The following is a 26,530-nucleotide window of genomic DNA, read 5'->3' on the forward strand; positions in this document are numbered from 1 at the left end:
TAAGTTATGCAGATAAAGAAGCTTAAGCAAGCAGACACAGTTGCTACATTTCTAGAGACAGGTGATTTAAAAGAATTGAATAGCTATGGCATGATGATTAATCAATTAGAAGGTAATCCTTTAGACGGCAGTATGAACCAACTCTATTTGCGGATAATTACAGGGGACACAATTAATTATCGACCAATGATTGGTTCCAACAGTCAAAGTGATTTTTATCTTTCAGATAACCAATTGACATGGCGGGGCGAATTTGAAGCGGTTCGTTACCAAGTTGACTTTCGTTTGGGGCCAAGCAATCAATGGTTCTGGCGGGTTAATGTCACTGGAACTGGCTTAGTAGATATTGTTTATGGTCAAGATATTGGCTTAGCGACCAAAGGAGCCGTTCAGTCAAATGAAGCGTATGTGTCGCAGTATCTTGATCATCACATTTGGCAAGAGGGCGAAGAGCTTGTTGTTTTATCGAGACAAAATCAACCGCAAAATGAGAAGTTTCCAGCCCTTATTCAAGGGAGTTTTCAAAAATTAGTAGGCTACTCAACGGACGGCTATCAATTTTTCGGACGTTCATTTAAACAAACAAACACACCAGAAGCATTGGGGAAAAGATATTTAGCAAATGAAGTCTATCAATATGAATTTGCTTACACCGCTTTACAAACGGAAGCCGTCCAATTAACGAATGAAAGTAAGGAATTTGTTTTTTATGGTGCGGTAACAGAAACACATCCGCAAGCATTAGCTGAACCTTTTTTATCGAAAGAAGCCTTCCAAGCTATTTATGAAACTGTGACATTCGATTCATTAGAAGAAACACAGGACTCTCCTACGAAACTTTTAGGAGAACCTATCACAGGAAATCCATTAACAGAAGAAGAGTTGGCCGCACTTTATCCCCTTCAGACACAAATTGAAAAAGTAGCAGGTCAGACGTATTCCTTTTTCACGGAAAATTACCATCATGTTGTTCTTCAAGAAAAAGAAATTGCCATGGAAAGAGCGCATGGCCACATTTTATTAAGTGGTAAAGGCTTAACGGTTGACGAACCTTTGCTTAGTACGACAGTGTATATGTATGGCATTTTCAATTCACAAGTAGTTTTAGGAAATACGACCATGAACAAATTAATGAGTAATAGCCGAAACGCTTTAAACGTTATGAAACGCTCTGGTCAACGAATCTACATTTTAGAGAATGGCTTATGGCGCTTACTAACAATGCCTTCTGCTTTTGAAATGGGGTTGAACTCTGCTACGTGGTATTATAAGTTGCCAAAGGACACAATTCGTGTACGCACCTTCACTTCGCCTGATTCAAGAGTGATTCAATTGGAAGTGACCAGTCAAAAGGATGCATATATGTGGGCTGTTTCTAACCATTTGTTATTAGGACCGGAAGAAGTACCAACCTATCAATTAGAACAAACTGGCAAAACGCTTCGAGTGACGGGAAATCATTCTGCTACAGAAAATTATTACCCAGAACTAACCTATACATTGACAGTTGATAAATCATTTCAAGTAACCGATAGCACATTATTTGGTGGAGCTGAAGCGGACTTATTAGTCTTGGCAATCGAAAAGACCCAAAAATTTTCACTACTTATTACGGGCAGTATAGAGGACCAAGCATTAGTTAATACACCATTAGATTTTGAAAAAGCAGAAAGTCAATATTTGGCATTCATTAATGGCTTGTTGCATCATTTTGAGTTAACACACACAGACTCAAGTGTGCAGCAAATGAATCAATTAACTCGTTGGTATACTCATAATATGCTCGTTCATTATTTGTCGCCACATGGCTTAGAACAATATGGTGGAGCAGCTTGGGGCACACGAGATGTGTCGCAAGGACCGACAGAATTTTTCTTTGCGACGCAACAGCCTAAGATCGTGGCCTCCATTATTCAGCATCTATTTGAAAATCAATTTGAGGACGATGGCAACTGGCCGCAATGGTTTATGTTTGACCGATACGAAGAACAAAAAGCCAGTGAAAGCCATGGCGATATTATCGTCTGGCCGTTGAAAGTAGTGACTGATTATTTGGAACAAACCGCAGATTATTCAATCTTAGCTACGGAAATCCCTTATACAAGTCGCAAAGATAATCACAAAACAAAAGAAACAGCATCTTTATTTGAACATTTGAAAAAAGAAATAAATTATATTGAACAACATTTTTTACCAGAAACTTTTCTATCCTGTTACGGTGACGGCGATTGGGATGACACGTTACAACCTTATGATAATCGTCTTAAAGAGCAAATGGCTAGTAGTTGGACCGTTGCCTTAACGTATCAAGTGTTGAAAAAATTTGCGGCTTTAATTACGGAAATCGATGCTACTTATAGTCAGCACTTAGCAATTTTAGTCGCAGGAATAAAGAACGATTTTCAAAAATATATGTTGGCGGATGAAACGATTCCAGGGTTTATTTATATGGAAACGCCAGAAACTTTTGAACAAATGATTCACCCAAATGACAAAAAAACAGGGATTCAATATCGATTATTGCCAATGACCCGTAGTATGTTAGCTGAATTATTAACACCGGAACAAGTAAGTCATCATTTAGAAATTATTGAAAAAGAATTAACGTTTCCTGATGGCGTGCGTTTAATGAACAAACCAGCGAACTATCGAGGCGGTGTGAGCACTAATTTTAAACGAGCAGAACAGGCGGCTAATTTTGGTCGCGAAATTGGCTTACAGTATGTTCATGCGCACATTCGCTATACAGAAGCGATGGCGAAAATTGGTCAGCGAGACAAAACCTGGCAAGCATTAATGCAAATCAATCCAGTTCAATTAAAAGAAGTGGTTCACAATGCAGAGTTACGCCAAGCCAATGCCTATTTTAGTAGTTCCGATGGCGATTTTAAAACAAGGTATGAATCACAAGAAAATTTTGGTAAACTAAAAGATGGAAGTATTGGGGTAAAAGGTGGTTGGCGAATTTATTCAAGTGGGCCAGGAATTTATTTAAATCAATTAATTACAGCTGTTTTAGGGATTCGGCAAAAGGCCCAAAGCGTGGTTTTTGATCCCATGTTACCAGAAAAATTGTCTGGTTTAACACTAACTTACCAATTGTTTGATAAACCTGTCACATATAAATTTTATCCAAATCAGTCAGCGAAAATAGTTATCGATGGTCAAGAAGTTCCGTTTAAGTTTGAAGAAAACCCTTATCGAGAAGGGGGAATGGAAGTTCAAAAAGACGAGGTGCTTTCATTATTAAATGAAGCAAGTGTTATTGAAATTTACCATTAGAAAGGAGAGTAGTCCATGGTAGGAATTAAAGATATTGCAAAAAAAGCAGGCGTATCAATCTCGACCGTTTCTTACGCATTGAATGGTAGTTCAAAGGTAACTGAAGAAACACGAACGCGCATCCAAGCAATTGCTGAAGAGCTAAACTATGTTCCTAACATGGCCGCTCGCACATTAAAACGCCGTCAAACCAATATTATTGGTGTCTATTTGGCCGATTATGGCGGTAGTTTTTATGGTGAATTGTTGGAGGGGATTAAGAAAGGCTTAGCACTGTTTGATTATGAGATGATTGTCTGCAGCGGTAAAAAGTCACATCTTTTCATTCCTGAAAAAATGGTGGATGGGGCAATTATTTTAGATTGGACATTTCCAACAAAAGAAATTGAAAAGTTTGCTGAACGTGGCCATTCGATCGTTGTCCTTGATCGAACCACTGAGCATAGGAATATTCGGCAAGTTCTCTTGGATAATCGTGGCGGTGCCACGCAGGCAATTGAGCAATTTGTCAATGTGGGTTCAAAAAAGGTTCTTCTGCTTTCTGGACCAGAAAAAGGTTATGATAGCCAAGAACGATTGGCTGTTAGTACACGAGAATTAACTCGTTTTGGGATACCTTATGAAATTATCCAAGGCGATTTTACCGAACCTTCTGGTTATGCTGCTGCTAAAAAAATTTTGAGTCAACCACAGACAGAACCAGTCGATGTTTTTGCTTTTAATGATGAAATGGCGATTGGTGTCTATAAATATGTTGCAGAAACAAATTACCAAATGGGGAAAGACATTCGGATGATTGGTTTTGATAATTCTGAACTAGGTGCGTTTGTGCAACCGCGATTAGCAACAATTGCCTATTCTAAACATCGATGGGGCATGGTGGCTGCAGAGAAAATTATTCATTTAATGCGGGGAGAAGCTGCTGAGAGCGAACACATTTACACACGTTTTATAGAAGGAGAATCTTTTCCATCTGAATAATAAATAAAAAGTTTGGTCCAATGCTAGCTAAGCTAGCGGACCAAACTTTTTTCTGTAATGGTAATTTCTTCTGATGCAATGGGTTCATCCAGACTGAGAAGGCGATCTCTAAATTTAAAATGGACCGGCTTATTCTCATTAATAAATTCATACGGGTAAGCGCCTTGGATTGTTTCACCAGGATTGATTTCATCTGCTAAACGATCTAATTTGTCTTGGAAAGGTGAATCTGTTAAGACTGCATATTGTAAATTTTGGGCTTTTCCGTGGACAGTTTGACTAACTTCCATAAAACTTTGAATCATTAGCTGAATATTTTGTGTTTTTTCGGTTGTATTGGTTAATTCAAACAGGACATAAAACATTGGTTTGCCTTGATAATCTTTTCCTTTATGCAAGGCAGTTAAGGCTAAACGCCCATCTGGAACCAACAATGTTCGATTTTCATACGTCCCAATACTTGTCGCCAACACTTCATCAGGTGCGGGCGCACTTTGACTTGCTGGGCTGCCACTTACAGTTGAACAAGCACTTAATAAGGTACTTAGAACGAGTAAGCTCATTAAAATGTAGGGTTTCCTCATATAAAGTCCTCACTTTGGTTAATTGACTATGTAAAAAACAAATTGCTTGTATCTATATTAAAAAGAGTGCTACAAGCAATATTTTAATCGTAGTTCTAGTAAATAGCAATACTTTTATCAAAATTCATGTTTGGAAATATAATTTGAAAAATATTTTTAACTAGCAGAAAAACATTTCTAACAAAAAGTATTGGCTCAAAGTAAAGAGATCGTTTTGTTAGAAATGAGAAATGGCAACATAAAAGTTTTCTATTTTTCTGCAATTAAGACAGTTTCAAAAGTGAATTCACTAGGAATATGATTCGCAATTGAGTATTCAAAAATATGTCCATTGCCTAGGTAAGCAATTTGTTCTGCACGCATCAGGAAATCATTATCGGTTAAGTTTAAATATTTTTTTTCCAACGCAGAAGGACGGATCCCAGAAATGCTGACCCGCGCACTTTGAATTTTTTGATGCAATTGTTCCGAAATATATTGATAAATGGAGACTTTCAATTCTTTCATTGTCAAGTTCGGAATTAAAGCAACGGGCATCCAAGTGTATTCAATAATTGAGGGCACATCTTCGATAATCCGTAAACGAATAATTTTGTAGACTAACTCTTCTTCTGTAATACTTAATTTTTCAGTCACCCAAGGCTCAGGTACTTCTGTTGCAAAGCCTAAAACCACGGATTCAACTTTTCCATCGTAGGTTGAGTAAGTGCCGGTTAACGGAGAAAATTTAGTAATGGTTCGATTTTGAAAGTCTTGAACAAAGCTGCCCGAGCCACGTCGTCTGACAACATAACCTTCTTGCACAAGCAAATGTAAGGCTTTTGTAATGGTTAGTTCGCTGACCTGATATTTTTCTGCAAGAAGACGACCTTGGGGTAACTTTTGATTAATGGGATAAACACCTGCTTCAATATCCTGTTTTATAGCTGCATAAATTTCTTTATAACGTGTATTTGTCCGCATCAGAGTCCTCCTTTATCACCAGTATTTCTCTCATTATACCATGAATTTAACATGTTAAAACTATATATTTATTTTTAACGTAACCACTTAATAATCAAGTACTTAAATAAAAGTAGTTGACTTATTCTTTTTAAAACTATATAGTTTTAAAAGTAAACAGAAGAACTTATTGATCTGATTGGTACTTTTTGTGAAAACCTTTTACAATAAAAGGGCAGCACAGAAAAGAGGGAGGAATGACAATGGAACATCACCAACTAAAAGCATTTCCGCAAGATTTTTTATGGGGCTCTGCTTCGGCCGCTTATCAAGTAGAAGGTGCTTGGAATGAAGATGGCAAAGGCGCATCTGTTTGGGATGAATTTGTTCGGCTACCAGGAAAAACGTTCAAAGAGACAACTGGTGATTTAGCCGTCGATCATTATCATCGTTTCAAAGAAGATGTGGCTTTAATGAAACAACAAGGTTTAAAAGCATATCGTTTCTCGATTGCATGGACACGAATTTTACCTGAAGGGCGTGGTCAAGTAAATCAAGCGGGACTGAAATTTTATTCAGATTTAATTGATGAGTTATTAGCGGCAGGAATTGAACCAATGGTAACTTTGTATCATTGGGATTTGCCAGCTGTTTTGCAAAAAGAATATGGTGGCTGGGAATCAAGAAAAATTATTGCTGATTTTGTGGCCTATGCGAAAATTTTATTTGACGCTTTCCGTGGCAAAGTTCGCTATTGGATTAGTTTAAACGAACAAAATGTGTTTACTTCGTTAGGTTATCAATTAGCCGTGCATCCTCCCGGCGTAACAGACAATAAACGGATGTATGAGGCCAATCATATTGCTAATTTAGCCAATGCAGCAGTGATTAATGCGTTTCATGAATTAGAAATGCCTGGCAAAATTGGCCCTAGCTTTGCTTATACGCCTGTTTATGCCGTTGATGCGCATCCTGCCAATGTTTTGGCGGCAGAAAATGCAGAAGATTTGTTGTCGCATTTTTGGTTAGATGTCTATCTTTGGGGAGAATACCCAATTGCCGCATTAAATTACTTACAGGAGCAAGGTGTGGCCCCAACGATAAAAGAGGGCGATTTAGCGTTACTACGTTCAGCCAAACCTGATTTTCTAGGTATTAATTATTATCGGACGGATACGGTTGCTGCTAATCCATTAGATGGTGTTGGAATAGGGAAGATGAATACAACGGGTGAAAAGGGTTCTGAAACGGAATCTGGGGTACCGGGTTTATTTAAAAAAGTAAATAATCCATATGTTGAACGAACGAACTGGGATTGGGCCATTGACCCGCAAGGTTTGAGAATTGCCTTACGACGATTAGCTAGTCGCTATCAAGTCCCTATTTTAATTACTGAAAATGGGTTAGGCGAATATGATACCTTAACAGAAGATAAACAAATTCATGATACGTATCGCATTGATTATTTGCGAAGCCATATCCAAGCGATTCAAGAGGCGATTACGGATGGTGTTTCAGTTATTGGTTATTGTACATGGAGTTACACCGATTTACTGTCGTGGCTTAACGGCTATCAAAAGCGTTATGGTTTTGTCTATGTGGATCAAGATGAAACACAAAAAGGTTCCTTAGAAAGAATCCCGAAAGACAGTTATTATTGGTATCAAAAAGTCATTGAAACAAATGGACTTATCTAATTATAAGAAAAGAGTGTGGAAAATATGACAGTAAAAATGGGGTTTATTGGATTTGGTAAAAGTGCCAATCGTTACCATTTACCTTACGTAATGATTCGAGAAACACTAGAAGTGAAAACAATTTTCGATTTACATGTTAATGAAAAAGCAGCAGCGCCCTTTAAAGAAAAAGGCGTAAATTTTACCGCTGACCTTAATGAATTATTGACGGATCCAGAAATTGAATTGATCACAATCTGTACACCTGCGCATACACATTATGATTTAGCCAAACAAGCCATTTTAGCTGGTAAATCAGTGATTGTGGAAAAACCATTTTGTGATACGTTAGAACATGCAGAGGAATTATTTGCTTTAGGGCAAGAAAAAGGGGTAGTAGTGATGCCTTATCAAAATCGACGTTTCGACGGCGATTACCTAGCGATGAAGCAAGTAGTAGAGCAAGGCTTTTTAGGAGAAATCAATGAAGTGGAAACACATATTGATTATTATCGACCAGGAAGTATCACGGAACAAGGACCTAAAGAAAATGGTTCGTTTTACGGACTAGGCATTCATTTAATGGATCGCATGATTGCTCTTTTCGGGCGTCCAGATCAAGTCACTTATGATATTCGTAATAATGAAGTGAGCGAGGCAGTCGATAATTATTTTGACGTTGATTTACATTATGGTTCAAAATTAAAAGTAAAAGTTAAAACGAATCATTCTGTCGCTAGTCCGTATCCACGTTTTATTGTTCATGGCAGCAATGGCTCGTTCATCAAATATGGTGAAGATCAACAAGAAAATGATTTAAAAGCCGGAAGCATGCCAGATGCACCAGGCTTTGGAGAAGATTCACCAATGTATTATGGAGAAGTGACCTACCGTAATGGCAATGGCGACTGGATTAAAAAACAAATTAAAACGCCTGTAGGTGATTACGGTCGTTATTATGATGCCGTTTATGAAACGTTGAAAAATGGTGCACCGCAACTAGTAACTAAAGAGCAAGCATTAACTAACATCGAAATTTTAGAAGCAGGTTTTCTTAACCCAAGTCCAAGTGTTTATCATTTGAAAGAAAACTAAAGCGTATTTAAATGACTTGAAAAGCGCCTGCCCTACAGTCCAGACAACTGTGGGGCAGGCGCTTTTATTTATAAAGAATTGTGAATTTTAATATAAGAAACGTATATTGTTAGTAAAAATAAAAAAAGGAAAGACATCTTAGTAGCACTACTTCCCCAAGAATTGCTACTAAAATGTCTTTTGTGATGCTCGCTCAATTGAAGAGCCTTAAATAGGATATCGAATATCCAGTATAAATGCAAGTAAACTACTTTATAGTTAATATTAGTATACTTCATAAAATAATTTTTCAAAGAGAAAAAGGCTTGTTATGAGAAAAAATTAATTTTTAACTCGTTTTTTCTAAGCAAGATTCGGGTGAAAAAGACAATAATTACTGAAGCTGAATGGTAATTAAAGAGGTTCTTTGCTAAAATAGGAAAGACAAGAAAGTTTGGTTAACGAAAGAACCAAATCAGAAAGGAGGACAACCAGTGGAGAGTTGGCTTTTTTTACTACTGATTGCCTTGATTGCGTTTGTTGCAAAAAATCAAAGTTTATTAATTGCGTCAGTTGTTGTGCTTGCTTTAAAAGCTTTACCAAATAGTGCGAAAATCATGTCGTGGTTGTCAGATAAAGGCATTAATTTAGGGGTCACAATTATTTCAATTACCATTTTAGTCCCGATTGCTACAGGACAAATTGGCTTAAAGGATTTAATCCAATCATTCAAAACACCGATGGGATGGCTGGGGATACTTTGTGGAATTCTGGTAGCTGTTTTATCCTCAAAAGGAGTAGGTTTAATTAATCAATCACCAGAGATTACGGTGGCCTTAGTTTTTGGAACGATTCTTGGCGTCGTTTTTTTAAAAGGAATTGCAGCTGGTCCGATTATTGCATCGGGGATGATGTACGTAATCATTACTACCTTTCAAGCCTTTCAACACTAAAAAAGCAAACAAAACGCGTAAACGTTTTGTTTGCTTTTTTAGTGTTGATAAATGTCCACATTACTATCTAATATGCCACTTTCATTTTTTAAAGTAATGGTTCCCGCATTCGGATGAATCACTAGCTGTAAATGCCCTGTTAAAAACATTTGGTCATACGTCGAAGTATAGACGTGAAAAGAATCATTAGCAATTGTTTTGGTATAAGGCGCTTCTGCTTGATCAACAGGAACGATAATGAAACGATCGCCAATCATACAACAACCTTCTGCGGAAGAATAAGGATTAGAGCCGTCATTTGCTACCAACAAGAAGGTGTTCGTTTCAGTTAAGAAAGGGGCTAAACGTTGTTTTACTTCTTCAGAAATAGTCAGAGACATTTGCCTCACTCCTTTAAATAGTATGTAAAAGGAAGAGGGTAGCTTGTCGCTATGCCGCTCTTCAAAGGTTTTATTATTTGCTTGTTTCTTTACTGCTTTTTTTGAAAAGAGCAATAGAAAAGGCGACAACTAAGACAACTGTTGCAGCTAAAACAAATGGATTTTTTGTTGCTGATGTGAACCCTAGGACTGTTGAACCAATCGCACCTACGTAAGATAAAATAATCGCTGCTTTCTTTGGTGTTGAAAGTTCTGTAAAGCTATCGCGGAAGGCGACACCTAAACCTAAAGCGCCAATAAAGGCAAACATCCCAAAAATAATGTGTAAAAAGACCATGAATTTCACCTCCAACAGTCAGTATAGAGAGAAATGGCTAGTTTGTAAACTAATTGAGCTTACTTGTGTTATTTATCACTTGATAAATGTCTTTGCCAATGCAAAAAAACAACGTACGATCAATCGGCAGTACGTTGTTTTTTAGTTTAATATAATTAGGAAGCAGAAGCCTTATTTTGCTGGATTTTTTTGATCGATTCTTCTGTTGGCGTCACATATAACGTTCGTTGGTTTTCATAAATCACATAACCTGGTTTTGCTCCATTGGGTTTGTGCACATGTTTTACTTGGACATAGTCGACAGGCACTTGTGAAGAAAGTCGATATTTTGAAAAATAAGCTGCTAGAAGTGCGGCTTCAGTAAGGGTTTCTTCGCTAGGATGTGCGTCACGAATAATTACATGAGATCCAGGAATATCTTTGGCATGGAGCCAATAATCAGTTTTTTTAGCGGTTCGTAAAGTCAATTGATCATTTTGCAAATTGTTTTTTCCAACGAGAATAGGTGTGCTATCTGTGGCATAAAAAAGATCGGGTTGGCTTTTTTTCGGCTGTTTTTGTTTTTTATTTTTTTTACGTTTTAAATAGCCTTGCTCAATCAGTTCTTCACGAATCACTTCAATGTCCATTGGTGTCGCAATTTCAAGTTGTGCCACAACTGACTCTAAATAAGAAATTTCTTGTTGCGTTTGCTGAATTTGTGTCTTAACAACTCGGACAGCATTTTTCAATTTTTGATATTTTTGAAAATATTTTTGTGCATTTTGATTAGGTGAAAGTGCAGGATTTAGCGAGATACGCAACGGTGCATTTTCTTCATAATAATTTGGTAATTCCACCTCGGTGGCTCCTTTTGGGACTTGTGCCATGAAGGTTGTTAATAGTTCTCCGTCGCGACGGTAATTTTCAGCGTTTTCTGTATCGGCTAAGGTTTGTTGTAATTTTTTAAGTTTCTTTTGATTTCTTTTTAGTTCATTTTCAATTTTGCGAATTAGTTCGCCGCCTTGTTGTTTGACACGGTCTTTCTCTGCTTTACCAGAATAAAAAGCATCTAGTAATTCACTGAGTGTCGGATACGTTGTTTGTTCACCAACTAATGATTGATAAGGAGTGGGCGTAAAATATTCTTTTTTTTCAGTGACTGTTAATGTCGGTACAACAGCTTCAGTGACTGAGGACCAAAATTCCGTCCAGATGGCCATTTTTTCATTTGGTTGTGCAAGTAAACGGGCACTTAATTCGTCTGCTGTATCTTTGCCTAGACCTTGGAAATGTTGTTGTAAATAGCGTCCGTTTAATTCAGGAGCTGTAGAAAGAAGCGCAAAGACTTCTTCTTTTGAGGCCGTGAGCGGATTAAGTCCCATTGGTTTTGGCGGTTCAATATAAGTTGCTCCAGGAAGCAACGAACGATAACTATTTTGGCTCATTCCAATGTGTTTTATTGCATCTAAGATTTTTCCAGAAGATTGGTTAACTAAAACGATTGTACTGTGACGTCCCATTAATTCAACAATCAAAACAATATTTTGTAAGTCACCTAGTTCATCTCTTTTTGAAAAGGTGAAGTGAATCACGCGATCATTTTCTATTTGTTGAATCGTTTCTAAAATGGCACCGTCTAGAAATTTTCGTAACATCATCACAAAATTAGGAGGTGTTTCTGGATTGCTATAGGTAATTGTAGATAGTTGTATGCGCGCATAACTAGGATGTGCTGATAATAATAATTTATGGTTTTTACCTTTCGCACGAATGACTAAAACGACTTCGTTTTCATAAGGCTGATGGATTTTTGAAATCCGGCCACTTACGAGTGTTTCTGTCAACTCATGAACCATGCTATGAGTAAATACGCCATCAAATGACATAATAAATCCCTCGTTTCTTTCCGACTAATAGCTTTATTATAGCGGAGTTTTTGAATTTAAGAAAGAAGCTTGTTAAAAAGGAGTTGGGTTTTCCTTAGAAAGCTGGGGAAGTTTGCTGGTTTTTTTAGTAATTAAAGCGCAAGGGTAGGCAAGAAAGAAAATGATTAGTATAATAGATAAGAACTAAAAGCGAGGAGCGATTAGAAGTTGAATAATTTTATGGAAGAACTAAAAGAGGCACTTTATGAATTAAGACAAAGAAAACTGTTAATGATTACCGCTATTGTAGCATTAGTATTAATAATTGGCTCAATCATTTTTATTCCAACGATGCAAAAAAATATTCGAGCTGCTCAAGTTGAATCGTTAGTCGCAGGACCCATCAAATCAGAGAAAGTCAGTGTCTTAGATTACAAAACAGCAGACAAGAAAATCCAAGAAACAGGAGCCATGTCAGTCATGTTTGCTAAACCATCTGGCAAGCAATACGATCAAATGGTGAAGCTGTTTAATTCAGATAAAATGAATGAATTTCATCGTTCGCTGTATATCTATCCGTTAATTTATAATGCTGGCAAAGCACAAGAGCAATACAATGTTAGCGGCGATGAGATCACGCTTGTTTTCTTTGAAAACGGCAAAGAAAAGACACGGACGGTTGTCGAAAAATCTATGGATTTAAAAACACAATTAATACCAGAATTAAATCGATTACCAATGGCTGGCGTTTTGAAAGACCAGCAAAAAGCGGCGCAAGAAGCTGAAAAAGAAGCAGCAAAGACCGCTGAAACACAGACGACGACCAGCACGACTGGCGTTGCTCAATCTACTGAAACGACGACAGAAAGCACTGATACAGTACCAGAAACTGGTGAATAATAGCTAGCTATGTTAAACTTAGATTGTAGAAAGTTTTAAGGAATTAGAAAGAGGCGATTTTCGATGGCATTAGTAATTTCAATGACGATTTTAGTAAGTTTATGGCTGATTCAATCGCAAAAACAAGCAGTTAAAGTTCCCGTGAAAATTGAAAGAAACCGAAACAATTAAGTGGTAAATATGCTGAAATAAAGAAAAACGAGCCTCTCATAAGAGTGGCTCGTTTTTTAGAAGTAAAAGAAATGCAAGAAAATAAAAACTTTTTCTTGACGAACAAAATCAATATAGTGTAGACTACCTTTAACAACATAACTAGGAGGGAAAATACATGACACAATTATCTAACGTAAAAGAAATGCACCAATCATGGCAAAACTGGCGTAGATAGTTGTATGTATGATTCTTTCATAGATACAACTTTAGAAGACTTATTCTAAAAAGTGTATCTATGCTGGTTATATTCAAGAAGAAAAAACGACCACATAGAGGACCCATCTATGTGGTTTTTGTTTTGCATAAAAACAACGACCACTCCTAAACACTTAGGATAAGTCGTTGTTTTTTTGCTACGAATCACTACGATTGGCACGAAGTGACAGAGTAGATGATGAGTAGCACAAGGTGAGCGAAGAGAACGTTGTCCCATTCGTAGAAAAGTGCTCCTGCGATTCTCACCAAAGTTGCGATCCTCGTCGCAGTTAAATCCTGACAAGCACTACGATTGGCACGAAGTGACAGAGTAGATGCAGGCTGCGCATACTCGCCGCAGTTTGGCCTTCAAGAGTGATGAGTAGCACAAGGTGAACGAAGAGAACGTTGTCACAATCGTAGAAAAAGTACTCCTGCGATTCTCACCAAAGTTGCGATCCTCGTCGCAACTAAATCCTGACATTTGTAAAAAAGTGTTCCTAGGATTTTGACTAAGCAGAGGATTACGAATTACAGTTTCACTTTCAACGGAAGAAATGCCCTATAGATAATGGTTTTATTATTAAAAAGAAAAAGTTGCCAAACAAAAGGGCAGTTAGGAGAATGCAAAATGAAAAATAAACGTTTAACGTTTGTCGTGTCTTTATTAGCTATTTATTTAATTGGTGCTTTTTTTGTGAATCAAAAAGTGACGAATTCAAAGAAAGAAACAGTTACTGTAGGGGTTCTGCAGTTTGTCAGTCACCCCGCATTGGACGAAATTTATAAAGGTGTTGAGGAAGGGTTAAAGGAAAATGGCTATGACAAAGGCAAAAACTTAGAAATTATTTTTCAAAATGGTCAAGCCGACCAGAGTAAGTTAGCAATCATGAGTCAACAATTAGTACAAAAAAAGGCAGACGTTTTAATTGGCATCGCCACGCCAGCTGCGCAAGCGTTAGCCAACACTACCCAAGAAATCCCAATTATTTTAGGCGCCATTACGGACCCTGTTAGTGCTGGATTGGTGAAAGACAATCAAAAGCCAGGTGGTAACATCACGGGTGTTAGTGATCAATCACCTTTGTCAGCCCAGATGGATTTACTAAAAGAATTGATACCAGCTGCCAAAAAAATAGGTATTCTCTATGCTTCCTCAGAAGAAAACTCTCGATACCAAGTAGCTGAAGCGCAGAAAGCAGCTGAAGCCAAAGGATTGACAGTGAAAACATATGCTGTGCCATCAAGTAATGAAATTGCACAAACGGTTCAAGTGATGACTAAGGAAACAGATGTGATTTATATACCAACTGATAATACGATTGCTAATGCCATGCAAACGGTAGTCGGAGAAGCAAATCGAACCAAGACGCCGATTATTCCTTCAGTGGATACAATGGTAGAACAAGGCGGTTTAGCAACTGTTGGGATTAATCAACATGCATTGGGGGTACAAGCCGGCAAAATGGCAGCAGAGGTTCTGTCTGGAAAAAGTCAACCAGCAACTACACCCATTTATACCTTTAATACAGGCGACACAATTATCAATGAAAAACAAGCTCAAAAGTTAGGAATTACAATTCCCGCAGAGTTAGCAAAAAAATCGAAATTGATTAACTAATTATCAAAGAAAGTAGGAGAAGCGATGATTGTTTCAGCAATTGGACAAGGAATGTTATGGGCCTTGTTAGGACTAGGTATTTTTATGACTTATCGTATTTTAAATTTTCCAGATATGACCACAGAAGGTTCATTTCCGTTAGGAGGGGCGGTTTGTGTAACTGCCATTACAACAGGGGTTTCACCATTTGTAGCGACTCTTTTAGGGGTCGGAGCAGGAATGCTTGCCGGTTTAGTGACTGGTTTACTATTTACAAAAGGAAAAATTCCAATTATTTTAGCAGGAATTTTAGTGATGTCTGGTTTAAATTCCGTGATTTTATTTGTGATGAAATCGCCAAATAAGTCTTTATTAAACCAACCGAAGATTCAAGATGTTTTTCAAAAAATGGCCTTACCAGATTATTATGATACTATTTTTTTAGGGATTAGTGTTTTGGCTGTGGTAATGATTTTACTGTTATTTTTCTTTAACACTAGTTTAGGACAAGCCTATATTGCGACAGGTGACAATGAAGAAATGGCTCGCTCGATTGGCATTCAAACGGATCGCATGAAAATTTTAGGATTGGTTTTATCGAATGGCTTGATTGGCTTATCTGGCGCTTTGATTGCCCAAAATGATGGATATGCGGATGTAAGTAAAGGAACCGGCGTCATTGTGATTGGCTTAGCTTCACTCATTATTGGTGAAGTACTGTTTGGAGAATTAACGTTTGGTGAACGGTTGATGGCGATTGTTGTAGGGAGTATTATTTATCAACTATTGATTTTATTAGTGATTAAATTAGGCTTTGATACGACATATTTGAAAATCTTCTCAGCAGTGATTTTAGCAATCTGTTTAATGATCCCACAATTGAAAAAAGCATTACGACTACATGGCTTTTCTGATAAGGGGGAAACGAAATGAAACCAGTTGTTGAATTAAAAAATGCGACAAAAATCATTGATAATGGGATGAATGAAAAAAAAGTGATTTTGGATCATGTGAACTTAGCCATTTATCCTGGGGACTTCATTACTGTTTTAGGTGGAAATGGCGCAGGCAAGAGTACGCTATTCAATAGTTTAGCAGGAACTTTGACACTAACAGAAGGACAATTTTTAATTGAAGGAGTCAATCGCACCAATCTTTCTGAAGTCAAACGGGCCAAATCTCTAGCGCGTGTTTTTCAAGATCCTAAAATGGGGACAGCACCAAGAATGACTGTGGCAGAAAATTTATTGCTTGCCATGAAACGCGGACAAAAACGTCCCTTAACATTACGGAAGATAAATGAGCAACGCGCCTTGTTTACAAAAATCTGTCAAGAAGTTGGCAATGGCTTGGAAAATCATCTGGATACACCGACAGGTAACCTTTCTGGCGGTCAACGCCAAGCCTTAAGTTTATTAATGGCCACTATCACAAAACCAGAATTATTACTTTTAGATGAACATACTGCTGCTTTAGATCCCAAAACATCCAAGCAGCTGATGCACTTAACGGAACAACGGATTGAAGAAGGGAACTTAACTTGTTTAATGATTACCCATCGAATGGAAGATGCTTTACGATATGGCAATCGTTTAATTGTTTTACAAAAAGGTAAAATTGTTCAAGATTTAAACGCTGCTGAAAAAGCACAATTAACGCTACAAGATTTGTTGCTGTTCTTTGAAGAAGTAGAATAAAAAAACAAGCTCAGAAAATGAGCTTGTTTTTTTATTTTTTGACCAATCGGAAGAGTCGCTTGGGGAAAAAACGTTTGACAATTCGTTCCAGTAACGAGGTCACCATAAAGCCCGCTGCGATAGCTGCAGCAGTAAAGACAACTTTTAAAATCAACTGCAAACCGTCATCAATATTTCCTAACAAAATGCTCCGAACCGCTTGATAGGCAGGGCCTCCTGGCACTAAAGGAACCAAACTTGGAATATAAAAAATAATCATCGGCATTTTTTTGTAACGGGAAAAAAAGATACTAGCGATTCCTAACCCGACCGTTCCTAAAAAGTTTGCAAAGGTTTGACTAGCATCAAAAGTTTGCGTTAAGACATAATAAATCATCCAGCCTGTCATGCCAGTAATGCCACAAGCCACCAGTGCTTTACGAGGAATGTTCGTAATAATACCAAACGTCACAGTTGCTAAAAAACTAAAGAGAAGATGAAAAATTAGTTCCATTTGAACACTCCTTACATAAATAATTTAAAAATCAAGGCAATTCCCAGGCCAACAGACCCAGCAATAAAAATAGCTTCTGTCCCTCGCGCCGTCCCGCTGATGAGGTGGCCCGCTAAAATGTCGCGAAAAGAGTTCGTAATCGCCACACCTGGAACTAACGGCATTACCGCACCAATAATAATATTATCAATGTTGACCGCTAAGTGAAAATGCACAGCCAAATAGGCCAACAAACCAATGACAAAAGCGGCTGCGAATGAATCGAGGTAAGGAACTTGGAATAACTTTTGGGTAAAAAGATAACTGGCATACCCAATCACGCCAACAAAAAAAGTTGCAATAAAATCTTGCCAAGTGCCACCAAAAATGTACATTAACGTACAACTAACAATCCCGGCTGCTAACAAGCGTAACGAAATTGAAAAAGTGGGGGTATCTGTTTCTAATAGAGTTAAGCGCTGATAAAGCTCTGGCAAAGTAATCTCCTTTTGCGCAAATTCTCTTGATAATTGATTGACAAGGCTAACTTTTTCCAAATTAATCGAGCGCTGGGGGATGTTTTCTAATTGCGTATAATTACTGGAACGAAAGCCCACGAAAATCCCTGTAGCCGTCGTGTAACAAACGCTCTCTGGCTCGCCAGCATTTGCAGCAATCCGAGTAATTGTATCTTCGGTTCTATATACTTCAGATCCGCTTTCCAGCATAATTTTTCCAGCTAAAATGCATGTATCAATAATTAATTGTTTTCTTTTTTCGCTATTAACCAAAGGAATGGCTCCTTTCATTTCGAGTTCACTTTTAGTGTATCATTTTTTTTAAGAACTGTACGCAATTTAAAACAGAGATAGAAAAAAAGTGTGATTTTTTACAAAAATGAAACGAATCTTAAGAATAAATGAAAACAAATAAGGAATTAGTAAAAATTATGGGTTAGTTGTAAGAATCTAGGATCTTTCCTTGCATTTTAGTAGGAAACATCCTATCCTAAACATAGAAAAACAAAGGGGTCAATAAAAATGGACAACCAATGGTTACTCTACGGAATTAGCAGTGTCGTATTAATTATTTTAATCAGAAGAACAATCCTATCAGGAAACATCGTATTAAGTTGTTTGTTGGGAGCGATTTTGCTGATTCAAGTAGTGGGAGTAGCTCTCTGTGCTCAGCAGAAAAAGAAAAATGAACATACAAAAGAACTACCTTCTTCTAAAGTACATCAATAGAAGAAGGTAGTTTTCTCTTATAGTAAATCAAATTTTTTCAAGCCATTAACAATGCCATTCTCAGTATTTTTAGTTGAAATAAAGGTGGCTTTTTCTTTTAGTTCTTCTCGCGCATTACCCATGGCAATTCCATAATCACAGGCCTCAAACAGCGCCAAATCATTGATGCCATCACCAAAGGCATAAGTCGGAATGCCGTTTAATCCCAAGGTGTTAAAAAGATTTTTGACACCAGAGCCTTTAGAGACCCCTTTACGAACAATATCTATTGAAAAAGGACCATTGCGATAAAAGGTCAATTCAGGAAACCGCTCATAGTAATATTCATCATCATCGCCATGTTGACTTAAGACCAACATCATGTTGACGGCATCATTCTCATAACCTGTGGGATCAATTTCTGGAACAGCTGAATGAATATAATCATAGGCTTGTTTCACTGTGCCAGTATGCCCTGTACAAAAAATACGGCGCTCATTGTAAAAAGCCAATTCATGACCACGCTGTTTGACATGTTCATGCAGTGAAACACATTCCTCTGTTGTAAATTCATCTGAATAAATCGTCTTTCCTTCATAATGAATAAATTGCCCGTTCATTACAATCGCTGAGTCAATACCACTGGCTTTCATGATTGGCTGAATCTCACACAAGGTCCGTCCTGTCGCAATTAAAGGTAAAATTTGATTGTCTTTCAAGGCCGCCACTGCTGCGGTAATCTCAGGAGTAATTTGCGATGTTCCATCTAACAAAGTTCCATCTAAATCAAAAAAAGTAATAGCTTTCATTTTATCCATACCCTAACATCCTCTCTACGCTTGTTATTTTAACAAACTTTTCTGAAAAGACAATGGGTTCACTTCGTTTTCTTTAAAAGAGCAGGAAAAAAAGTGATTTTTGATGGTTCTGTAAAGGATTTTTGAAGAAATATAGAATCGGTTGGTACAAATTCAATTTTAGAGTATACTACAATAGAGCAGTTTTATGAAAAGTGAATAAGGAGTGAATGAAATGAATATATTAATGATTGAAGACAATGAATCCGTCTCAGAAATGATGCAAATGTTTTTCTTAAATGAAGGGTGGGAAGCTACCTTTAAAGATGATGGCAAAGAAGGATTGACGACTTTTCTTGCTTCGCCAGAAAAATGGGACATGATTACGTTAGACTTAAACTTACCTAGTATGGATGGGATGGCTGTTTGTCGTGAAATTCGCAAAGTTTCAGCCAATGTTCCCATTATTATGTTGACCGCTCGTGATTCTGAAAGTGACCAAGTAATTGGCCTTGAAATGGGTGCGGATGATTATGTGACAAAACCATTTAGTCCATTAACTTTGATTGCACGGATGAAAGCTCTACATCGTCGTGCCGAGGTGGCAGAGGCTGCGCATGATACGTCTGAGAATACAGATGAAACGTTTGATGTGATTACGGATCATTTTAAAATGAATACGAAAACACGAGAAACATATTTAGATAATCAATTAATTGAAGGCTTAACACCTAAAGAATTTGATTTGCTATACACTTTAGCAAAAAAACCACGCCAAGTCTTTTCACGCGAACAACTACTAGAATTGGTTTGGGACTATCAATACTTTGGCGATGAACGGACAGTTGATGCCCATATCAAAAAATTACGACAAAAAATTGAAAAAGTGGGTCCTCAAGTCATCCAAACGGTTTGGGGCGTAGGGTATAAATTCGACGATTCAGGTGTTGCTTAATGAAGTATTTGTATCAACAATTACTTGCTTTTATAGGTGTGATTGCTCTGATTATTCTCATTGTCGGAACGTCTTTCACACAATTGACCAAGCGCACAATGCAAGAAAATAACTATGAACAGCTGTATGGTTATGCAGAATCGGCTTTAGAAACACGTGACTTTTTTATTAATGTCGCAGGCGTTTCGGATCGAGATGTTTTATCCTATTCATTTCAGTTGACTGAACGTGTACTCCAGAAGCAAGATGTGCAATTTGTGTTTATTAACAAGGACCGCGAAGTGCAGTACCCACCAGTTGATAGCACAAAAAAATTAGACTTTTCCTTAATCGATAAAAATTGGGATCAAATCATGAAAGGCAATCGTGTTTATGCAACAGAAAACATTGATATTTACGGGGCCCGAAATACTTCGTCCTATGTAATGTTACCGGTGTATGCATCAAATCAGTCTTCTGATAAAAAAGTGATTATTGGTTCACTCGTTATTACACAACCTGCCAAAAACGTTGACCGAAGTGTTCAGTCCGTGACACAAAACTTGATTAAAGGCTTTATTTTTTCTGGTGTGATTGCCTTGTTACTAAGTTATCTATTTGCGACTTTCCAAGTGAAACGAATTAATCGGATGCGTAAAGCCACCAAAGAAATCACTAGTGGAAATTTTGATATTCAATTACCGGTTCATGACAAAGATGAATTTGATGACCTAGCAGAAGATTTTAATAAAATGGCTGCGTCTTTAAAAGAATCACAAGAAGAAATCAATCGGCAAGAAGAGCGCCGTCGTCAATTTATGGCGGATGCCTCTCATGAAATGCGGACGCCTTTAACAACTATTAATGGCTTGTTAGAGGGATTGCAGTATAATGCTATTCCTGAAAATCAAAAAGAGAATGCGATTAAACTGATGCAAAATGAGACAGCTCGCTTGATTCGCTTAGTCAATGAAAATCTTGATTATGAAAAAATTCGGACCAACCAGATTCAAATTGTTGTGAAGAAGTTCAACGGAACAGAAGCTTTAGAAAATATTGTGACTCAACTAACGGCCAAAGCTGAAGCCGCTGGTAATCAATTGTATTTAGACACCACCGAACCAATTGATGTGTATGCCGATTATGATCGTTTCGTTCAAGTAGTTGTCAATATTGTTCAAAATGCTATCCAATTTACTGAAAATGGCGAAATTCATATTGCTTTAGAAAAAGGCTATTTAGAAACTATTGTCCGTATTTCTGATACAGGAATCGGCATGACGGAAGAGCAAATTCTGAATATCTGGGATCGTTATTACAAAGTAGATCCATCCCGTAAAAATACGAAATATGGAGAATCAGGATTAGGCTTACCAATCGTTCAACAATTGGTCCGCTTGCATAAAGGAAAAATCAATGTTGAGAGTGAACTTGGTAAAGGCACCACGTTTATTATTTCATTTCCTGATGTTGAAATTACTGAAAACTAAAGAAAACGTCTGGTCACAATCAGTGCCAGACGTTTTTTTAGTTTAATAACGCATGTAGAGACAGGGGGTGCACATAGGGACTATCAATAATTTGTGGATCTTTTGTCAGAAATAGCAAGCGCTTGTTTCTTTTTTGAACTGCTATTTTTAATTGAGGTAAAATTTCTTGACGTTGTCCAATCGTTAATGAAGAAAAGATGTCATCAATCACTAACGTACTTGTTTTTGAAAGCAAAAGTTGTATTATGCGCATTTTAATTTTTTCAAAAGTCGTAAAAGAAGTAAAGGAACGACCAAGTAAGGCAGGTTCTAATTGGAACACCTGGAAAGCTTCGGCTAGAACTACTTTTCGATCCCGTTCTTTGATTGTACTAGCGATAAATAAATTTTCTTCTAATGGCAAGTAGGGCAGAAAGGTTTCACTAGAAGAAAGCCTAGTAATGGTTAGTTGATTTGTTTGGAAAAAATCGGCCAATGCGAGTTCTTGTTCTGGAGCAGAATAAATGATTCCATAAACTTCTCGCAAAGCTAACGCGTCGAATGAGGATTTTTTTTCGGTTGTTTTTTTGAATGATGGTGTGACATTCATAGAAAATCCCTCCCTTATTTCTTATGTGTACGTAAATAAATCAACGTGAAAGGAGTCCCGCAAACAAGAGGAATGCCAAGCAAGATTAAGCAGTTAACAAAGCAGTTACGGATTGTATAAAGTGACTGCATACTTTTAAAATCAAAAGAAAACGCTTGGATCGTTTGAATCCCTAAATGCTGGATATTTGTAATCGTGACATCCTGGTCGGTACTTTTAGCTAAAAATGCTGGAGTTTCCAAATGAGACCACTGTAAAATAGCATCACGAGCAGCCCAAAGAACAGTATTATACGTTTCTTGAAACATTAAAGTGAAAAGTAAAAAACTGAAAATTCCTAATAGAGCCGGTAAACATAACTCTAGTAAGAGCTGTTTGGTGACATACATATTTGAAAAGTGCATGTGATACCATGTATGTATTTCTTCCTTTTTTATGCGTAATGTCACATACATCAACAGAAGAAAAGTAACACCAAAGAAAATGACACTACCTAGATAGAGGTGCCAATAGTATTGGATCAGTTGGTAATGGTAACTAGTTTGTTTTTCAATATCGACAAAGTCTGGCATCGTTCGTAAAAACTCTTTTTCAAAATCAATTAAGTTAAACAGCCCAGTCAATAAGAAAGAGAACAGGAAGAAGAAGAGTGCGGTGATTAACGTGATTTTTTTATGATAAAAACTACTAGCTGTAGCGTAACGGACACTTCTCATCAACTTTCACCTCTCTAAACTATCTTTAGTATAGTGAAATAATATGAATTAATTATGAAAAAGTAGCAAAAAAGCTTGAGCAAATTGCTCAAGCTTTTTGAAGATTTATTTACCAGTTTTTTGATAGCCTTGATAACTGTCAGTGTGATATTCATCAACGGTGGATTTATTATTGTTTTTACTGTAAACACTCGTTGATTTTTCACCTTTTTCTTTTTCAATTGCTTCCAGTTGTTGCAATTGGTTCTTGTAATCATAGTCTTCTGGGTTAACTGGTTTTAAGCCGCTATTGGTATAGAAACGAAGCAAGTCACCGTTAGTAATTTGGTCAGACGTTTCTAATTGTTTCGTCGCTTTGGCTTTTAAATCAGCGACTTCTTTCTTAACTTCTTCGGTTGGCTCTGTAATTAAAGTGCCTGTTTTAGTATCGTAAATGCTAGAACCTAAAATAGTATATTTAGGTGTTACAACATTGCCGTTACGGAAAGCAACGATTTGATTGTGTTGTTTAGAGAATAAATCTTGGCCTAACTGAATGTAGTTTTTCGTATCGACACCAAGTAAGTGTAGAAGGGTTGGTAAGGCATCAACTTGGCCACCATACGTATGGTTCACACCACCATTTTCTTGACCAGGAACGTGAATCATATAAGGAACACGTTGCATATTGGCGTTGTCAAAATCGTTCCAATCTGCTTTGGTTTTACCTACTAACTCTGCTAAGTTTTGGTTTCTTGAATTAGAAACCCCATAGTGATCGCCATAAAGAACAATGACTGAGTTTTCATAGAGACCTGAAGATTTCAAGTAGTTAAAGAATTCTTCGACCGCTTTATCTAAATAATTCGCTGTTGCAAAGTAACCATTAATTGTTTCGTCAGAGGTTTTTGCAATTGGGAATCCTGCTTCATCGTTTGTAAATTGAGAATAAGGATAATGATTGGATACAGCAATAAATTTAGAATAGAACGGTTGTTGTAAATGTTCTAAATATTGAACGGATTGATTAAAGAATGGTTTATCGTGTAACCCATATTGGAATGAGTTATCTGAATTAACATCATAATAACTAGCATCAAAGAAATAGTCATAGCCTAAACGTTTATAGGTTTCATTTCGATTCCAGAAGTTACCGGCATTTCCGTGGAAAGCAGCGCTAGTGTATCCTTGCGTTTGTTTTAAAATATCGGGTGCTGCTTCAAACGTATTTTTCCCACCAACTTGTGTAAAGAGTGAACCTTGGTCTAAACCAAATAGTGAATTTTCAAGTAACGTTTCGGCATCACTTGTTTTTCCTTGACCAACTTGGTGGAAGAAGTTATCAAAGCTAAAGGTACTTTTACTATTGTAAAGACTATTGATAAATGGTGTGACTTCGTGTTCTACGCCATTTTCATCTTTTAATTTGTAATTAACTAAAAATTGTTGGAAACTTTCTAAATGGATATAAATTACATTTTTGCCTTTTGCAATACCAAACTTACTATCATCGGGTGCCGCATATTGTTGTTTCACGTAATCTTCAACTTGTTTCATATCGTTAGCACTAGCTTCGGCACGGACTTGGTTTGTTTGGTAAGTTGTAATGCCATCGTATACGGTAAAGGCATTTAAGCCTAAGAATTTCACGATATAGTCACGAGAGAATTGACGTCCTAATAATTGGGGACGTTCTGTTTCAGCCATAAATAGATTGAATAAGAAAAAGACAACAGAAAGGAGTGTGACAGAGACTGCTACACGTGCGCGGACTGGACGCGCATCTGTTTTAATTTTTTTCGTTAATAATAATACGCCAATAATAATGAAGTCTAAGAAATAAATGACGTCATAAGGTCTAAAGAGACGTAAGGCACTTTCGCCAAGACCGCTAGCTACTTTGCCAGCACCAAGCATCGTATTAACTGTGATGAAGTCAGTAAATTCTCGATAATACACGACATTTGAGAAGAGCAGTAAACTCATCAAGAAGTAAATAATCATCATTGTAATATAAGAAGCTTTTTTACGGCGAACATACAAAGCGATGGCTAATAAAAAGACCGTTGTGGCAATTGGATTAATTAAGAGTATGAAGTACTCGTTAATATTTTCCAAACGTAAATGGAAATCAACGGCGTACGCAAAGAGGTTTTTTAGCCACAGTAAGATGGCGATTAGTGAGAATAACCCCAGTCGCGTGTTCAAAATATTTGTTTTAAATAATTTTTTCAAAATAAACGTCCTTTCTAAACGATGATTCTATAAAAGTAAAATTAGGTAAATTTCGTATTTTACAATATCGCTTTAATTTTACTCTTTCACAAATTTTATGTCAATTCTTACCGAAGTGAGGAATGGGGATGTTAAAGAAAACTTACTATTTCCTTAAACTTTTTAGTTCGTTAAATGACGTGAAGCTTGAATCCTTTAAAGACAGATGGGCCTTTTTTTGCTATACTAGATAGGACTTTGAAAAGTAGGTGTACAGAATGAAACTTCAAGTAACTAAAAAAGCAGAACATAAATTTAAAAAAGGATATCCTTTAATTCAGAAAGAAGATTTGCAACAAGTGCCAGCGCCGTTGCCAACAGATTGGCTTACTTTGATTGATAGTAAAGGCCAGCGTTTAGCCGAAGGATATTTAGGCGAACAAAATAAAGGAATTGGTTGGTTGCTGTCATGGCATGGACCAATTAATCAATCTTTTTTTCAGCAACTTTTTGAAATAAGTCGTGAGAAGCGGACGTCTTTTGAAAAGGATTCGCTGACAACCGCTTATCGATTATTTAATGGAGAAGGGGATGGCATTGGGGGAGTGATCATCGATCGCTATGCAGATTACGCCGTTTTTTCATGGTATAATGAAACCCTTTATCAGAAAAAAGCCGAACTTTTGACGGCGTTTCGCACAGTTTACCCTGACATTATTGGTGCCTACGAAAAGATTCGCTTTTCCACAAAAAATTTACCCGAATCACAGTTTTTGTATGGCGAACAAGCACCCGAGCCATTACTTGTCACTGAAAATGGCGTTCAATTTGCTACCTATTTAAACGAAGGATTAATGACAGGCATCTTTTTAGATCAAAAAGAAGTTCGTGGTCGATTAGTAGATGGGTTTGCAGTAGGTAAAACAGTCTTAAATATGTTTAGTTATACAGGTGCTTTTTCAGTAGCTGCCGCTATGGGGGGTGCCGTGGCCACCACTAGTGTGGATTTAGCTAAACGAAGCTTACCGAAAACGACTGAGCAATTTGAAGTCAATCATTTAAATCTTGCCCCGCAAAAGATTATTGTCATGGATGTTTTTGACTACTTTAAATATGCTTCACGTAAAGGCTTGAGTTATGATATGATCATTTTGGATCCGCCGAGTTTTGCTCGCAACAAAAAGAAAGTTTTTTCCGTTGCTAAAAATTATGGGGAGCTAGTGAAAGATTCTATTGATATTTTAACGGATAAGGGAACGCTTATTGCCTCAACCAATGCGGCAAATTTATCCTTAGCCAAATATCAAAAAATGGTGATTACTGCCTTGCAAGAGAAAAATGTCCGTTACAAGATTACGGACACGTATCAATTACCGGCAGACTTTCAAGTGAATCCTAATTTTCCAGAAGGTAATTACTTAAAAGTCCTGTTTATCGAAATTGAAAAATAAT

General features: G+C 37.1%; 24 protein-coding genes. 13 read left to right on the forward strand and 11 right to left on the reverse strand.

Going from position 1 to position 26,530, the window contains the following annotated elements:
• The first annotated feature begins 6 nt into the window (after positions 1-6).
• Together IGL42_RS04915 and IGL42_RS04920 are read left to right on the forward strand one after the other, a co-directional pair.
• On the forward strand, positions 7-3,282 hold the full coding sequence (locus IGL42_RS04915) for a GH36-type glycosyl hydrolase domain-containing protein (RefSeq protein ID WP_010710449.1): 3,276 nt from the start codon (positions 7-9) through the stop codon (positions 3,280-3,282).
• 15 nt (positions 3,283-3,297) lie between these two features.
• Complete coding sequence (locus IGL42_RS04920) at positions 3,298-4,263, forward strand: LacI family DNA-binding transcriptional regulator (RefSeq protein WP_002382203.1); 966 nt, start codon at positions 3,298-3,300, stop codon at positions 4,261-4,263.
• A 32-nt stretch (positions 4,264-4,295) separates the two neighbouring features.
• Here IGL42_RS04920 and IGL42_RS04925 read toward each other — a convergent pair whose 3' ends face one another.
• Positions 4,296-4,826 carry a DUF5067 domain-containing protein gene (locus tag IGL42_RS04925; RefSeq protein ID WP_002384665.1) on the reverse strand — a complete coding sequence of 177 codons (531 nt, stop codon included), beginning with the start codon at positions 4,824-4,826 and terminating at the stop codon, positions 4,296-4,298.
• 270 nt (positions 4,827-5,096) lie between these two features.
• Positions 5,097-5,810, reverse strand: a complete 714-nt coding sequence (locus IGL42_RS04930) for a GntR family transcriptional regulator (protein WP_002366529.1) — start codon at positions 5,808-5,810, stop codon at positions 5,097-5,099.
• 242 nt (positions 5,811-6,052) lie between these two features.
• On the opposite strand from IGL42_RS04930, the gene IGL42_RS04935 reads away from it, so the two are divergent.
• The 3 genes from IGL42_RS04935 to IGL42_RS04945 all read left to right on the forward strand — a co-directional run bounded on the left by IGL42_RS04935 (position 6,053) and on the right by IGL42_RS04945 (position 9,492).
• Positions 6,053-7,486, forward strand: coding sequence for a glycoside hydrolase family 1 protein (locus IGL42_RS04935; protein WP_002375063.1), 1,434 nt, complete (start codon positions 6,053-6,055; stop codon positions 7,484-7,486).
• Between the two features lie 24 nt (positions 7,487-7,510).
• Positions 7,511-8,560 carry an oxidoreductase gene (locus tag IGL42_RS04940; RefSeq protein WP_010710448.1) on the forward strand — a complete coding sequence of 350 codons (1,050 nt, stop codon included), beginning with the start codon at positions 7,511-7,513 and terminating at the stop codon, positions 8,558-8,560.
• 473 nt (positions 8,561-9,033) lie between these two features.
• On the forward strand, positions 9,034-9,492 hold the full coding sequence (locus IGL42_RS04945) for a DUF441 domain-containing protein (protein WP_002357887.1): 459 nt from the start codon (positions 9,034-9,036) through the stop codon (positions 9,490-9,492).
• Positions 9,493-9,530: 38 nt separating this feature from the next.
• On the opposite strand, the gene IGL42_RS04950 is transcribed toward IGL42_RS04945, so the two are convergent.
• The 3 genes from IGL42_RS04950 to efbA all read right to left on the reverse strand — a co-directional run bounded on the left by IGL42_RS04950 (position 9,531) and on the right by efbA (position 12,077).
• Positions 9,531-9,872 (reverse strand): iron-sulfur cluster biosynthesis family protein, encoded by a 342-nt coding sequence (locus tag IGL42_RS04950; protein WP_002388927.1) that lies wholly within the window; start codon positions 9,870-9,872, stop codon positions 9,531-9,533.
• A 73-nt stretch (positions 9,873-9,945) separates the two neighbouring features.
• Positions 9,946-10,209, reverse strand: a complete 264-nt coding sequence (locus tag IGL42_RS04955; protein ID WP_002381957.1) for a hypothetical protein — start codon at positions 10,207-10,209, stop codon at positions 9,946-9,948.
• Between the two features lie 155 nt (positions 10,210-10,364).
• Complete coding sequence (efbA, locus tag IGL42_RS04960) at positions 10,365-12,077, reverse strand: fibronectin-binding protein EfbA (protein ID WP_010710447.1); 1,713 nt, start codon at positions 12,075-12,077, stop codon at positions 10,365-10,367.
• Positions 12,078-12,296: 219 nt separating this feature from the next.
• Between efbA and IGL42_RS04965 the strand changes: the two genes are divergently transcribed.
• From IGL42_RS04965 to IGL42_RS04980, 4 genes are all read left to right on the forward strand, one after another.
• Positions 12,297-12,956, forward strand: a complete 660-nt coding sequence (locus IGL42_RS04965) for a hypothetical protein (RefSeq protein WP_002386659.1) — start codon at positions 12,297-12,299, stop codon at positions 12,954-12,956.
• A 1,039-nt stretch (positions 12,957-13,995) separates the two neighbouring features.
• Entirely contained in the window at positions 13,996-14,985 is a 990-nt protein-coding gene (gene trpX / locus IGL42_RS04970) for a tryptophan ABC transporter substrate-binding protein (protein ID WP_002391629.1), read from the forward strand.
• A gap of 24 nt (positions 14,986-15,009) precedes the next feature.
• The gene (locus IGL42_RS04975) at positions 15,010-15,897 is read left to right on the forward strand and encodes an ABC transporter permease (RefSeq protein WP_002357879.1); all 888 of its coding nucleotides are present in this window, start codon (positions 15,010-15,012) and stop codon (positions 15,895-15,897) included.
• Positions 15,894-16,661: an ABC transporter ATP-binding protein gene (locus tag IGL42_RS04980; RefSeq protein ID WP_002357878.1), complete on the forward strand. Its 768-nt coding sequence runs from the start codon at positions 15,894-15,896 to the stop codon at positions 16,659-16,661. The genes IGL42_RS04975 and IGL42_RS04980 overlap by 4 nt, the downstream gene beginning before the upstream one ends.
• Before the next feature lie 31 nt (positions 16,662-16,692).
• Here the strand turns inward: IGL42_RS04980 and IGL42_RS04985 are convergent, their stop codons facing one another.
• Positions 16,693-17,154: a threonine/serine exporter family protein gene (locus IGL42_RS04985; protein ID WP_002357877.1), complete on the reverse strand. Its 462-nt coding sequence runs from the start codon at positions 17,152-17,154 to the stop codon at positions 16,693-16,695.
• An 11-nt stretch (positions 17,155-17,165) separates the two neighbouring features.
• On the reverse strand, positions 17,166-17,942 hold the full coding sequence (locus tag IGL42_RS04990; protein WP_002378231.1) for a threonine/serine exporter family protein: 777 nt from the start codon (positions 17,940-17,942) through the stop codon (positions 17,166-17,168).
• A gap of 231 nt (positions 17,943-18,173) precedes the next feature.
• Here IGL42_RS04990 and IGL42_RS04995 point away from each other — a divergent pair, with 231 nt between their 5' ends.
• The gene (locus IGL42_RS04995; RefSeq protein WP_002357875.1) at positions 18,174-18,380 is read left to right on the forward strand and encodes a hypothetical protein; all 207 of its coding nucleotides are present in this window, start codon (positions 18,174-18,176) and stop codon (positions 18,378-18,380) included.
• Positions 18,381-18,397: 17 nt separating this feature from the next.
• Here the strand turns inward: IGL42_RS04995 and IGL42_RS05000 are convergent, their stop codons facing one another.
• Positions 18,398-19,177: a Cof-type HAD-IIB family hydrolase gene (locus IGL42_RS05000; RefSeq protein WP_002363786.1), complete on the reverse strand. Its 780-nt coding sequence runs from the start codon at positions 19,175-19,177 to the stop codon at positions 18,398-18,400.
• A 214-nt stretch (positions 19,178-19,391) separates the two neighbouring features.
• Here IGL42_RS05000 and IGL42_RS05005 point away from each other — a divergent pair, with 214 nt between their 5' ends.
• Both IGL42_RS05005 and IGL42_RS05010 read left to right on the forward strand, forming a co-directional pair.
• Positions 19,392-20,111: a response regulator transcription factor gene (locus IGL42_RS05005; protein ID WP_010709366.1), complete on the forward strand. Its 720-nt coding sequence runs from the start codon at positions 19,392-19,394 to the stop codon at positions 20,109-20,111.
• Positions 20,111-21,580, forward strand: coding sequence for a sensor histidine kinase (locus IGL42_RS05010; protein WP_002357872.1), 1,470 nt, complete (start codon positions 20,111-20,113; stop codon positions 21,578-21,580). The genes IGL42_RS05005 and IGL42_RS05010 overlap by 1 nt, the downstream gene beginning before the upstream one ends.
• 37 nt (positions 21,581-21,617) lie before the next feature.
• Here IGL42_RS05010 and IGL42_RS05015 read toward each other — a convergent pair whose 3' ends face one another.
• From IGL42_RS05015 to IGL42_RS05025, 3 genes are all read right to left on the reverse strand, one after another.
• Entirely contained in the window at positions 21,618-22,169 is a 552-nt protein-coding gene (locus IGL42_RS05015; RefSeq protein WP_002360506.1) for a hypothetical protein, read from the reverse strand.
• Positions 22,170-22,183: 14 nt separating this feature from the next.
• Positions 22,184-22,885: a hypothetical protein gene (locus IGL42_RS05020; protein WP_002360505.1), complete on the reverse strand. Its 702-nt coding sequence runs from the start codon at positions 22,883-22,885 to the stop codon at positions 22,184-22,186.
• Between the two features lie 105 nt (positions 22,886-22,990).
• Positions 22,991-25,099 (reverse strand): LTA synthase family protein, encoded by a 2,109-nt coding sequence (locus IGL42_RS05025; protein ID WP_002357869.1) that lies wholly within the window; start codon positions 25,097-25,099, stop codon positions 22,991-22,993.
• A 257-nt stretch (positions 25,100-25,356) separates the two neighbouring features.
• Here IGL42_RS05025 and IGL42_RS05030 point away from each other — a divergent pair, with 257 nt between their 5' ends.
• A complete protein-coding gene (locus IGL42_RS05030; RefSeq protein WP_010710445.1) occupies positions 25,357-26,529 on the forward strand; it encodes a class I SAM-dependent rRNA methyltransferase in 1,173 nt (390 codons plus the stop codon).
• Position 26,530: the final 1 nt, after the last annotated feature.

The organism is Enterococcus sp. DIV0712, assembly GCF_050554855.1.
GTDB lineage: Bacteria > Bacillota > Bacilli > Lactobacillales > Enterococcaceae > Enterococcus > Enterococcus faecalis.